Here is a 13,074-nt window from a genome sequence, read left to right as displayed (position 1 = left end):
TTTAAATAACATTATCTATTTTTGTAAATTATAAACAATTCACATAATTTCTTATTTTTGACAATTTAATACTCTGCAAAATAGTGATTTTCATTACAAAAAATATCCATAACTTTTAAAAATTAACTTTTTAGATGATGAATATTCTCTTTTTCATCATATTTACAGCTTGTCAAAACAATTTGTTCCGTTTTTTCATTACTTTTATTAAATTGAGAGATTTTTTTACTTTTTTATATTTTCCTACAAATTTATTTATAAGCTCTACTTCAAAACAACACTCGGTTAAAAATAAATATATTCAAGCTATTGTATTTAATACATTAATTTTAAATTTTAATTTGGTAGGTATTTAGTAGGTTTAAAAACAAGGCTTCAACCAAGATACTCAATCTCAAGGTGATCATCACCTGTTGGAATGATAAATAATAATGGTAGAAGGAATCGCACCATGGCTTTTAAAAATATTGCAGATCAAACAAACGGTTTTTATATCCCTTGCGTATCACTTTTTGGTCCAGGCTGTGCCAAAGAAGTCGGTGTTAAAGCACAAAATTTAGGTGCAAAAAAAGCACTTATCGTCACAGATGCAGGCTTATTCAAATTTGGTGTTGCAGATATTATTGTTGAATATCTGAAAGAAGCAGGTGTAGACAGCCATGTATTCCCTGGCGCAGAACCAAACCCAACAGACATTAATGTACATAATGGCGTGAAAGCATATAACGACAACGCATGTGACTTTATTGTTTCTTTAGGTGGCGGTTCTTCACATGACTGTGCAAAAGGCATTGGTCTTGTCACTGCGGGTGGTGGTCATATCCGTGATTATGAAGGCATTGACCAAAGTAAAGTGCCAATGACACCGCTTGTTGCGATTAATACAACAGCAGGTACTGCTTCGGAAATGACTCGTTTCTGTATTATCACCAATACAGAAACCCATGTAAAAATGGCAATTGTAGACTGGCGTTGCACCCCACTTGTAGCAATTGATGATCCTAAACTCATGGTTGCCAAACCTGCGGCCTTAACTGCTGCAACAGGAATGGATGCTTTAACACATGCTGTAGAAGCGTATGTTTCGACTGCTGCAAATCCAATTACTGATGCATGTGCAGAAAAAGCCATTAGCATGATTAGCGAATGGTTAAGCCCTGCTGTTGCCAATGGTGAAAACCTAGAAGCGCGTGATGCAATGGCATATGCACAGTATTTAGCAGGTATGGCATTTAATAATGCATCTTTAGGTTATGTACATGCAATGGCACATCAACTGGGGGGTTTCTACAATCTTCCACACGGCGTATGTAATGCGATTCTATTACCGCATGTCTGTGAATTTAACCTCATTGCTTGCCCAGATCGCTATGCCAAAATTGCACAACTTTTAGGGGTAAATACAGAAGGATTAACAGTGACTGAAGCTGCATATTCTGCAATCGCTGCGATTCGTGAATTATCAGCTTCAATTGGTATTCCTGCGGGTTTAACTGAATTAGGTGTAAAAGCTGAAGATCACGCTGTGATGACTTCAAATGCTCAAAAAGATGCCTGTATGCTGACCAACCCACGTAAAGCAACAGATGCTCAAGTCATTGCAATATTTGCAGCTGCAATGTAATTCATCTTCTGCACATTGTTATAATAATAAGGAATATTACTTTGGTGATATTCCTTTGTTGCTTTTATATGGCATTACTTTTATATAAAGCAACCTTAAAATGACAATTCTTATTGTCAAAAATATTGAAAATACAATAATCTGTCATTATGATGTCTAAAATACATGCAATATGAATGGATGACTTCAATAATGACAACAGCAAAAACAATCGTAATTACTGGTGCAAATACAGGCATCGGGCTAGCAACAGCAGAAACCTTTATTAAAGATGGTCATCATGTGATTATTGCTTGTCGTAATCCTGATAAAGCCCGAACAGCTCAACAGCATTTACAATCTTTCGGAACAGGTCAAGTTGACGTAATTGCACTCGATTTGAATAGCCTTGAACAAATTAACAGTGCTGCTGATGAAATCATTGCCAAATATGAAAAAATTGATGTTCTGGTCAATAATGCAGGCATGATGACACCAGACCTTGAAGCCACTGCCGATGGTTTTGAAAAGCAATTTGGTGTGAATTATCTTGGCCCTTTTCTTTGGACAATGAAATTATTGCCTTTAGTGAAAAAAGCTGATCAAGGTCGTGTCATTAACCTAGCTTCGATGATGCATATTTTAGGCAGTATCAAACCTGAAAGCTTTAAAGCAGATCACATTCAAAAATATAATGGTGTCATCAGTTATGGTAATAGTAAACTAGCTAATTTGTTATTTAGCAATGCTTTAGCTACACAATTGCAAGGTTCAAATGTCACCAGTAATGCCTTACATCCCGGTGGTGTCGACTCTGAAATTTATCGTGAATTACCTAAATGGCAATATGCAATTATTAAGCTTGGACTGATTCCTCCATCAAAACCTGCCGAATTGATTAAGAAAATTGCCTTTGATCCTTCCTGGGCAAAACGTAATGGTGATTATGTCAGTTTGCAAACCCCTGCATTCAAATCAGGGAAAGCCAAAAACCAAAAACTTGCACAGCAGTTGTATGATCAATCTTTAGATTTGGTCAAAAATTATCTTTAAGCTACTCCAAATTACGGCGCTTAAAATACGGTGTATTGTCGAATTTAAGCGCTAAACCAATCATTAATATGATATTTAAATAAAGAGAATAATAATGCCCAAAATAATTTTAATTACGGGTGCAAATGCTGGAATTGGTCTAAAAACAGCTGAAGAACTTGTTAAAGCAGGACATCATGTGATCCTAGCTTGTCGAAATCTAGGCAAAGCCGAACAAGCCAAAACCCAACTAGAAAACTTAGGCACAGGTCAGGTAGATCTGATTCAACTGGACTTAAATAGTTTAGAAAAAGTGAGCCATGCAGCAAATGAAGTACTGAAAAAATATGATCATATTGATGTCTTAATTAATAATGCGGGTTTGATTTCAAAGCATCTAGACTACACAGAAGATGGTTATGAAAAGCATTTTGGAGTCAACTTTTTAGGGCATTTTTTATGGACATTAAAATTGCTACCACTGCTTAAAAAATCAGTACAAGGTCGAATTATCCATCTATCCTCAATTGCACATTGGGCCGGTCATATTCAACCGCATAAGTTTCTTGCAGAAAATAATAAACATTACATTATGTTCCCAAGTTATGGCAGCAGTAAATTACAAAACCTATTATTCAGCAATTTACTCGCTACTCAGCTCGAAGGCAGTAATGTTACCAGTAATGCCCTGCACCCTGGTGCGGTTGATTCTGAGCTTTATCGACAATTACCCAAATTCCAATACATATTTGTTTCTTTGGCACTTATTCCTCCATCAAAACCTGCAAATTTGATTAAACGTATGGCTTTAGATGAGGGTTGGGCGAAGAAAAATGGACAATATGCTAGTGTACAAACACCTGCTTTCTCGTCAAAAAAATCGAAGGATTTAAAATTGGCACAACAGCTTTATGATGTATCTTATGATTTGGTTAAGACATATTTATAAAGGTATTGGTCAATTACTTTTTTGTATAGTTTTTAAAAATTCCATCAATAAAATCGCCCATCAACTGATGGGCAGTTGGTTCTCAAAATGGATGACCACGATATTTTATTTCAAATATTCCAGTTTTATTAACCAGTAAGACAATCTAATAATTCTTGTGAATCAGAATTTAAATCGATTTTATTGTGCCTAATTAATTCATTATTTGACAAGAATCATTTTATCATCAAGGATAAATTATTCACTTAAAAAGAGTATAAAAATGACCATTCAAAAATCAGAATATCAACCCGATGTCCTTGGTACAGGTTATGAACAACTTACCCTAAATTTTCCCGATGATTATGAAGGTAAAGTCATAGCCACTTTAGTACGAAAAAAAGCTGCTCAAGCGACAAAAAAAGCTGTTTTATATATTCATGGTTTTATTGATTATTTTTTCCAAACTGAAATGGCAGAACAATTCAATGCACATGGCTATGATTTTTATGCTTTAGATTTAAGAAAATACGGGCGCTCACATCTACCTCATCAAAAATATTATTATGTGTTGAACTTAAATGAATACGATGCAGAAATTACAGAAGCTTTAAAAATTATTGGCAATGAAGGACATGATCATGTGGTGTTATCAGGGCATTCCACAGGCGGTCTAACCACCACACTTTATGTTGCTCATCATCCTAACCATCCGCTGATCAAAGCATTATGGTGTAACAGCCCTTTTTATAATTTTAATATGCCTGCATGGAAAGAAAAATTTGCCTTGCCACGTTTAAGTGCTTTAGGTGGGCATTTTCCAAATCTAAGATTTCCAAGTGAACTAAATAAATGGTATGTCACCAGTTTACACAAGAGTTTAAAGGGTGAATGGGATTTTAGCCTAGAATGGAAAAAACCAAATTATCCGAAAGTTTATCTGAGTTTCGTACATGCAATTTATGAAACACAGAAGGAAATACATTCAGGCACACAGATTTCTGTTCCAACACTCGTTATGCATTCACATCAGACTAAAAATCCACGGAAATTTAATAAAGATGCACAAACCAGTGATGTGATTTTAAGTGTCAAAGGTATTGAAAAATATGCGAAAAAACTAGAAGGCGATGTCACGATAATGACCATTAAAAATGGTTTACATGATTTAGTGCTTTCAGCACCACCTGTTCGCGCTGAAGTGTATACAAAACTATTTACGTGGTTACAACAAAAATCACTTTAATCAGCTTTAATTACTAACCATCATTGATCATGTGAATTTAAATAGCCTTTCATGCACATCACTGCTCATCTTTATACTTCATGAGTATTTGATGTGCAGGATGTCCATGTGGTGTTAATTCTATTAGACGCTCTACTGCATCAATTGCTTCAGGGAAATGTGCAAGATGTTTGAGTAAAGCATCCGTTTCATTGGCTTTAAAAATTGCATTACTAAGACGAGATTCTAAACAATCACGCCATGCAGATAAAAATGGGCTTTCAGTTTTCGCAAGAAAAACCCCTTTACACAGTTTTAAAGCCGATTCTGTATAGCCTGAATCTAAAGCATTTTCTGCTTGTAAAAAATCAGCTTCGACATGCGCCAATAATCGGTAAGGACGTGAACCTAACATTCCAGCTAAGATATCACGTAATTGTGACATTTCAGCTTTGAGCGTACCCATACTTACCTTGCGCTCTCCGTAAAGGGCTTGGTGCAGATTTTCCAAATTCATACCTTGTGGACACAAAGCAAGTATGGTCAAAATTTCTATTTGTCGTGGTGTTAATATGACAATCTTGCCATTAAATAGCACTTGTGGAACAGAGAATGCACGGATAAATAAATGTTGTTGTTGTAATTCTAAAAGTGCAGATTGAATAATAGAGGCACAGCGCTCTGCTGCTAATAACCCTAAACTATTGTGATTATTCCACGTTGTAGACAGATCAATCACGCCTAAAACTTGTTTAGAATATGGGTCGATAATCGGTGATGCATAGCAAACCCAATCATGGATCGAAGACATGTAGTGTTCATTGGAAAATACACAACTCGATTGTTGCGTTTTGAGTGAGAGCGCCAAAGCATTGGTCCCAACCAATTCTTCACGCCACTGTCCACCTTCTATAAAATGTACACGTTCAGCAGCATTTCGCATTTGGCCACTTGCCGCAGACCAAATAATGGTACTTCCAATATCCCCCACGGCGGCAACCATCGAAGATTGTTGGGCAATATGAGTTAATTCATCTTGGCAATGTTCAATTGCTTTTTCTAATACTGTTTTTCGCTCTTGTTTGACATGCATTAAAGGCGCAGCTTCACGATCTTTTGGAATTTCTGCATAAGTCGATCGTTGCCATGAACTGACAATACTTTGCCCAAGTTGGTCTGCATGCTTTAAAGACAAACTACTACTTTGGCGCAATTGCTCAATCAGGTTACGTTTCTGTGTTAACTCATTTTGACTCAACATTTGCTACATTCCTTAGCCATTCACTTTAGGGTGGTACGTCCATGCATTTTTTTTGTGATTTGCTTATAAGTTAGAGTTAAAACTAACATATTCGACATTACATTGGTCAACAGTTCTAAGACTAATAGACCTCTTACATAAGTTTTTTATTCCTCTTCCATGCTCAACAATAAAATGATAGTGAATAAGGCATCTAATAAACGGATTATTTTTGCAACACAATCCTGATACAAGAAAACATTGTCAAAAATTAAATCATAGCGCAAATTATAAATTATTTTCCTCCAACCTTTCTCCAACCTTTGACTGAATAAGCTCAGATCATCATGTAAATAACGACTGTGTCATACATGCACCTATATAAACTGATCATGTTAAAGATCAAGCACATAAATAAAGGAATATTCTCATGCGTTATGTAGACCCAAATCAAGAAGGCTCAAAAGTTCAATTTAAATCTCAATATGAGAATTTCATCGATGGCAAATGGATTGCTCCTGTAAAAGGAGAATATTTTGACAATATTTCACCCGTAGATGGCAAAGTATTTACCAAAATTCCACGCTCTTCCGCTGAAGATATTGAACTGGCTTTGGATGCAGCACATAAAGCAAAAGCGTCATGGAATAAATCATCTGCAACGACACGTTCAAATATGTTGCTTAAAATTGCAGATCGTTTAGAAGCAAACTTAGAATTACTTGCTGTTGCTGAAACTTGGGACAATGGTAAACCTGTACGTGAAACTTTAGCTGCTGACATTCCATTGGCAATTGACCATTTCCGTTATTTTGCAGGTTGTATCCGTGCACAGGAAGGTGGGATTTCTGAAATTGATGAAGATACCATTGCTTATCATTTTCATGAACCTTTAGGTGTTGTTGGTCAGATCATTCCATGGAACTTCCCTATTCTTATGGCTACATGGAAACTTGCACCTGCGCTGGCTGCGGGCAACTGTATCGTGTTAAAACCTGCCGAGCAAACACCTGCCAGTATTCTAGTATTGGTTGAACTGATTCAGGATTTATTGCCAGCAGGCGTTTTAAATATTGTGAATGGTTATGGTGTTGAAGTCGGTCGCCCACTTGCAACCAATCCACGTATCGCCAAAATTGCATTTACAGGTTCGACTGCTGTTGGTCAGCAAATTATGCAATATGCAACTCAAAACATTATCCCAGTGACGCTTGAATTGGGTGGTAAATCTCCAAACATCTTCTTTGAAGATATTATGGATAAAGATGATGAGTTCTTAGACAAAGCACTTGAAGGTTTTGCAATGTTTGCTTTAAACCAAGGTGAAATTTGTACGTGCCCATCTCGTGCATTAGTCCAAGAAAGTATTGCCGATAAATTCTTAGAAATGGCGGTTGAGCGTGTAAAACGTATTAAAACGGGACATCCTCTAGATACAGATACAATGATTGGCGCACAAGCATCACAAGAGCAGCAAGACAAAATTTTAGGTTGTATCGCCACAGGTCGTGCTGAAGGTGCACAAGTGTTAACCGGTGGCGGTGACCGTCGTGAAGTCGGTGATGGTTTCTATATCGAACCAACCATTTTCAAAGGCAATAACAGCATGAAAATCTTCCAAGAAGAAATTTTTGGCCCTGTACTTTCTGTTGCTACCTTTAAAGACTACGATGAAGCCATTAAGATTGCCAATGATACGATTTATGGCTTAGGTGCAGGTGTGTGGTCACGTTCTACACATACTGCATATCGCGCAGGTCGTGCGATTGAAGCAGGTCGTGTCTGGACAAACTGTTATCACATCTACCCTGCACATGCTGCATTTGGCGGTTATAAAAAGTCTGGTATTGGTCGTGAAAACCACAAAATGATGCTCGATCATTATCAACAAACTAAAAACTTATTGGTGAGCTATTCAACTAAAGCAATGGGCTTCTTCTAAGGAAAGCATCATCTCAATCAATAATGATTAAAGCGAACTTCGGTTCGCTTTTTTTATGTTTTAACATGCATTATTAGTTCTATTCTTCACAAAATATTTATACATCGCATCAAAACAAATTATGATGTCTCAGGATGATCTAAGCTACATCAAATTTAACAATAGAGTTTCAATATGTTGCAAATGATTAATATTTTATTTCCATCGATTGCATTAATTGGCTTAGGTTTTTATCTATTTCAATCACGTACTTTAGATGAAAAGTTTTGGAATGGTGCAGAAAAACTTAATTATTACGTACTATTCCCATCACTTCTATTCAGCTCTCTAGCCAATACCAATATACATATGGCACATATTGAGGTCATTGTTACATTTATTTTTTTAATGATGTCTCTCATTATTGCCAGTGTGTACGCTTTTACAGTCATAAAAAAATCACCTGTTTCAAAGACAGGTGTATATATCCAGAGCTTGATTCGTTTTAATACTTATATCGGACTTTCTATTGCAACAACACTGAATGACCCTGAGATCAAAAGCGTTTTAGTCAATATTTTGGCAATTGCTATTCCATTTGTGAATGTGGTTTCTATTCTTTCATTAACCCCTAAAAATCAATTAAATATTAAAAATATTTTATTATCGCTCATAAAAAACCCTCTTATTAGTTCTTGTATACTTGGCATTACATTTAATATTTTACATATACCGATTTGGTCGGGTTTTCAAAACCTATTACAAGCTTTTTCAAGTAGTAGCCTAATGCTCGGTTTGCTATGTATTGGCACAGCAATTCAACTTAATACTATTAAAGTATATTTCAAAAAAGCATTGATCATTAGCTTATTGCGACTCGCTATTATTCCATGCGCTACATTTATCTGTATTCAATTTTTTAAATTAGATTACGCTGCTGTAGTTGCCGTTATGATCTTCTTCTCTATTCCAACAGCATCTTCGGCTTTTATTTTAACCAAACTTTTAAATGGTGATTATCAGCTCATGGCTGCTGTCATTAGTTTACAAACAATTTTTTCGGTTTTTACTTTGGCGATGATATTAACAATATTACAAAGTTATTATCATTAATACGGCAAGGCTACTCATTATAATTTTTTCATAAAATATTGAGGTAATTCAAAATCAGGTACAGCAACTTGTTCCAATACGGAGCGAACCTAAAATGATCCTGTACTACTCCGTTTCTAATGACTGAATCGCCAATATTTTATATCAAAGCATTTTCAACAAAATGCAAATGGTCGATTCCCCAATACATTTCATCATTCACAAACCACGTTGGCGCACCAAATACGCCACGCTCAATTGCTTCTTCTGTCCGAATTTTTAATTGGTTTTTGACTTGATCATCCGACAACCATGCTTGTAATTGTTCAGTACTAAAACCCAGTTCATGACCCAACTGAATCAATTCATTGGAGTCATTTAAATTACGTGGGTTTCTAAACATGGCATTAAACATAGCAGTCAGTACTGGTAAAAAGTGCTCAGGCTGATACATCTGTACCGCAGTAATCAAACGCATTAAATTCAACGTATTAATGGGGAAATATGGATTCATTTGTACAGGAATATCCCACAATTTTGACCATCGCCCTAAATCAATCATAGAGTAATGAGCTTTAGCAGGTACAGCCATTGGACTATTATTGCCTGTTGCTTTAAATACCCCTCCCAATAAAATGGGCTTCCAAATGATTTCTGCTGCATGCTGTTCTGCAATTTTCTGAATTTGCCAAAATCCTAAATAACTGTATGGGCTGCCTAAATCAAAATAAAATTCAACCTGTTTCATTTGGTGTTTTTCCTTAACATTTTTAATTTTCAAATAGTTATAGCTATTGCTGTTATTCAGCCATTGTGACTTTACGCATTTATAACGAATAGTGAGTCACTCACCATTTTTCCATCCAAGGGCGCAAATCTAGTTCATGTGTCCATGCATCACGTGGTTGTTGCGCAATATGCCAATAATTTTCTGCAATATGCTCAGGGTTTAAAATACCATCCTGATCTTTCTTTTCATATAAATGTGGAAATGTAGTCTTGATAAAATCGGTATCAATTGCGCCATCTACTACCACATGAGCCACATGAATATTCTGTGGTCCAAGTTCACGAGCCATACTTTGTGCAAGCGCACGTAATGCATGTTTCGCCCCTGCAAACGCTGCAAAATACGCAGAACCTCGTAACCCTGCTGTTGCACCTGTAAAAATGATCGTACCACGCTGACGAGGAACCATTCGTTTCGCTACTTCACGTCCAGTCAAAAATGCTGCAAAACACGCCATTTCCCAGATTTTAAAATATTTCCGTGCGGTTTCGTCCAAAATACTGCATGGCACATTTGCACCGATATTAAAGATTAATACATCAATTTCACCAATGGTCGATTCGATTTTTTCAATCAATTGAATCACTTCTTCTTCTTTCCTTGCATCTGATGCAAAGCCAAAAGCTTTTCCGCCATTCTGTTCAATTTCCTCAATCAGCGGTTGCAATTTTTCCGCATTACGACGAGTCATACAGGTGATATAACCGCCTTGTGCAAAACGTTTTGCAATCGCACCGCCTGTGGCATCTCCTGCACCAATCACCAAAGCAACTTTTTTATGTGGCTGTTCTAATGTACTCATATTTCTACTCACACGGCATTGATGAATTCCATAAAATAACGATCGTTATTATAACGATCACTATGTTATGATTTTTATACAACGTCAACTTTTATTTTTAGATCTATTGATGTTCTATTTGACGGATGATTTCAATCCTTTTCAACATACTTAAGCTGAAAAATTATGCGTTATAGAATAGGTTATAAAGAAGAAAAGCGTAAATCGCTCCTACAGATCAGTGGGCAACTCGCAAAAAAACAAGGCTTTAATGTCACAGGTGTCGATGGTTTCATGCAAGCCTCAGGTCTGACCAGTGGTGCTTTTTATTCACATTTTTCATCTAAAAATGATCTATTTAAGGCATTAATTGAAGCTGAATTACACAATAGTATTTCTTTGTGGCAAAATAATCCTCATACAACCCCAGAGGCATGGATTGATTTTGAATTAAACCGTTATCTTTCTATATATCATGTTGATCATTCAGAATCTGGCTGTATTCTACCTGCTTTAGCCAGTGAAATTGCCCGTTCAGATGATGATCTGAAACAGGTTTATCAAGCTGAATTATTACGTGGACATCAACTTTTCGTACAACATCTTGGCAGTGAAGAAACAGCATGGGCAATCATGTGTCAACTGGTTGGCGCTATTCTCATGGCACGAAGTATGGCGGATGATGCGCTTAAATTGATCATTTTAGAATCGTGTAAACAAAGTATTAAATCTATGTTGCAAAATGCACTATAAAATCTATATTCAACTGAATAGAAACTAGTATAAATTAACAGTATCGTATTTAAATTATTACAGTCCATGACTCTTCCTGCTACCGCTTTACCAAAGACCATCTATGCCATTCAGCATTTAGCTTTTGAAGATTTAGGTTCACTTGAAGAATTATTTTATCAACTTGGTTTTCGAGTACGTTATTTCGAAGCAGGGATTGATGATTTAAAGCAAGCTTTAGAATATGAAGGTTTAACGATTATTCTAGGCGGGCCAATCGGTGTTTATGAAACAGATGACTACCCTTTTTTAATCGATGAAATTAAATTTTTAAAACAAAGACTTGCTAAAAATCTACCTACTTTAGGTATTTGTTTGGGTGCTCAACTGATTGCACATGCTTTAGGTGCAAAAGTCTATGCAGGGCATGCAAAAGAAATCGGTTGGAGTAATTTAGACATTCGCTATGCAACGAATAATATTTTAACGCCTTTGGCTGAAACAGCAGTTTTACATTGGCACGGCGATACGTTTGACCTTCCTGAAAATGCGACACTTTTAGCAAGCTCTCATGTATATACCAATCAAGCTTTCCAAGTCGGTCAAAACATTCTCGCATTGCAATTCCACATAGAAGTTGCCGCAGATAGTCTAGAAAAATGGCTCATTGGGCATACTTGTGAATTACGTAAAGCCCATATTAACATTCCTCAGTTGCGTCAGGACAATCTAAAATTTGCAGAACAACTTGAGTTAAGTGCTGAACAAGTGATTCGCCAATATATTGAAATAATTAGTAATCCTGCTTAAGTGAAATAGTGAGAACCATAATCACATGAATAACACTCGCATTAACAATATGTAAAGATCACTCTAAGAGTGATCAAATAAGATACTCAATTTGAGTGACATAAATTCGCAAGAAAAAAGCACTCAAATTGAGTGCTTTTCTTTGTATTACAAATACGATGTTATTTTGCAGCTGGAACAGAAGCTTCTGTTGTAATGTTTACAGTAATCTTATCGCCAACATTTGGCACGTAACCGCCCACACCGAAAGCTGAGCGATCAAATGAAGTGGTGGCGTTAAAACCGATTGACTCAGCTTTAGTCATTGGGTGTATACCTTGCTTATTTAAAACTGCATCTAAAACAATAGGTTTAGTCACATCTTTTACAGTAAGATTACCTGTAATTTTATACTTGTTTTTGCCTACTGCTTGAACCTTAGTACTTTTAAAAGTGATGTTTGGATATTTTTCAGCATCAAAAAAATCAGGTTTTTGTAAATGTTCATCTAAAGCTTTTACATTGGTATTTAAACTAGATAAAGGAATATTCACGTTTACAGATGAGTTCGCAGGCTTCGCATTATCAACTGAAATTGTTCCTTGGATATTGCTAAAATTTGCTGATGGTGTAGAAAAACCAAAGTGACTCCAATTAAATACAGTCGCTGTATGTGTAGGATCGATTTGGTAATCTACTGGTTTTGCAATAGAAAAAGTTGCAACTGATGCAACAGCCAAACCTAATGTTAATGCTTTAAAGTTCATATTTTTAATCTCACTCTTGAATGTTTTTAAGTGTATACCGTTTAGATTTTAATTCACTGTTATGAACAATACGATATGTTGCAAATATGCAACGATTACATCGAGTTATGTTTTAGTCTTATAAGAAAACATGGACAATATAATTATATTGTATTGATTTTTAAATATAATTTA

At 35.9% G+C, this 13,074-nt stretch carries 12 protein-coding genes; 8 read left to right on the top strand and 4 right to left on the bottom strand.

The genetic code is table 11. The annotated features are described in order from the left end of the window. Positions 1 to 451 precede the first annotated feature (451 nt). The 4 genes from mdh to ACG94X_RS10060 all read left to right on the top strand — a co-directional run bounded on the left by mdh (position 452) and on the right by ACG94X_RS10060 (position 4,809). On the top strand, positions 452 to 1,624 hold the full coding sequence (mdh, locus tag ACG94X_RS10075; RefSeq protein ID WP_419383595.1) for an iron-dependent methanol dehydrogenase: 1,173 nt from the start codon (positions 452 to 454) through the stop codon (positions 1,622 to 1,624). Between the two features lie 189 nt (positions 1,625 to 1,813). Continuing rightward, complete coding sequence (locus ACG94X_RS10070) at positions 1,814 to 2,656, top strand: SDR family oxidoreductase (protein WP_419383621.1); 843 nt, start codon at positions 1,814 to 1,816, stop codon at positions 2,654 to 2,656. A gap of 94 nt (positions 2,657 to 2,750) precedes the next feature. Further along, positions 2,751 to 3,584 carry an SDR family NAD(P)-dependent oxidoreductase gene (locus ACG94X_RS10065; RefSeq protein ID WP_419383594.1) on the top strand — a complete coding sequence of 278 codons (834 nt, stop codon included), beginning with the start codon at positions 2,751 to 2,753 and terminating at the stop codon, positions 3,582 to 3,584. 262 nt (positions 3,585 to 3,846) lie between these two features. Beyond that, positions 3,847 to 4,809 (top strand): alpha/beta hydrolase, encoded by a 963-nt coding sequence (locus tag ACG94X_RS10060; RefSeq protein ID WP_419383593.1) that lies wholly within the window; start codon positions 3,847 to 3,849, stop codon positions 4,807 to 4,809. Positions 4,810 to 4,867: 58 nt separating this feature from the next. Here the strand turns inward: ACG94X_RS10060 and ACG94X_RS10055 are convergent, their stop codons facing one another. Continuing rightward, positions 4,868 to 6,049 carry a transcriptional regulator gene (locus tag ACG94X_RS10055; protein ID WP_419383592.1) on the bottom strand — a complete coding sequence of 394 codons (1,182 nt, stop codon included), beginning with the start codon at positions 6,047 to 6,049 and terminating at the stop codon, positions 4,868 to 4,870. A 409-nt stretch (positions 6,050 to 6,458) separates the two neighbouring features. Here ACG94X_RS10055 and exaC point away from each other — a divergent pair, with 409 nt between their 5' ends. Together exaC and ACG94X_RS10045 are read left to right on the top strand one after the other, a co-directional pair. Next, on the top strand, positions 6,459 to 7,970 hold the full coding sequence (exaC, locus tag ACG94X_RS10050; RefSeq protein WP_419383591.1) for an acetaldehyde dehydrogenase ExaC: 1,512 nt from the start codon (positions 6,459 to 6,461) through the stop codon (positions 7,968 to 7,970). 174 nt (positions 7,971 to 8,144) lie between these two features. Next, on the top strand, positions 8,145 to 9,062 hold the full coding sequence (locus ACG94X_RS10045; protein WP_419383590.1) for an AEC family transporter: 918 nt from the start codon (positions 8,145 to 8,147) through the stop codon (positions 9,060 to 9,062). Between the two features lie 139 nt (positions 9,063 to 9,201). Here ACG94X_RS10045 and ACG94X_RS10040 read toward each other — a convergent pair whose 3' ends face one another. Both ACG94X_RS10040 and ACG94X_RS10035 read right to left on the bottom strand, forming a co-directional pair. Next, positions 9,202 to 9,789: a 2-hydroxychromene-2-carboxylate isomerase gene (locus ACG94X_RS10040; protein ID WP_419383589.1), complete on the bottom strand. Its 588-nt coding sequence runs from the start codon at positions 9,787 to 9,789 to the stop codon at positions 9,202 to 9,204. Between the two features lie 100 nt (positions 9,790 to 9,889). Further along, positions 9,890 to 10,633, bottom strand: a complete 744-nt coding sequence (locus ACG94X_RS10035) for an SDR family oxidoreductase (protein ID WP_419383588.1) — start codon at positions 10,631 to 10,633, stop codon at positions 9,890 to 9,892. 165 nt (positions 10,634 to 10,798) lie between these two features. Here ACG94X_RS10035 and ACG94X_RS10030 point away from each other — a divergent pair, with 165 nt between their 5' ends. Both ACG94X_RS10030 and ACG94X_RS10025 read left to right on the top strand, forming a co-directional pair. After that, positions 10,799 to 11,365, top strand: a complete 567-nt coding sequence (locus ACG94X_RS10030; RefSeq protein ID WP_419383587.1) for a TetR/AcrR family transcriptional regulator — start codon at positions 10,799 to 10,801, stop codon at positions 11,363 to 11,365. Between the two features lie 66 nt (positions 11,366 to 11,431). Beyond that, positions 11,432 to 12,154 (top strand): glutamine amidotransferase, encoded by a 723-nt coding sequence (locus ACG94X_RS10025; protein WP_419383586.1) that lies wholly within the window; start codon positions 11,432 to 11,434, stop codon positions 12,152 to 12,154. Positions 12,155 to 12,315: 161 nt separating this feature from the next. Here ACG94X_RS10025 and ACG94X_RS10020 read toward each other — a convergent pair whose 3' ends face one another. Beyond that, on the bottom strand, positions 12,316 to 12,900 hold the full coding sequence (locus tag ACG94X_RS10020) for a YceI family protein (RefSeq protein WP_419383585.1): 585 nt from the start codon (positions 12,898 to 12,900) through the stop codon (positions 12,316 to 12,318). Positions 12,901 to 13,074: the final 174 nt, after the last annotated feature.

Origin of the sequence: Acinetobacter psychrotolerans, assembly GCF_048552595.1 — a bacterium.
GTDB lineage: Bacteria > Pseudomonadota > Gammaproteobacteria > Pseudomonadales > Moraxellaceae > Acinetobacter.
Note: the sequence above shows the minus strand (reverse complement) of the source record. Positions and strands in the feature narration are given on the sequence as shown.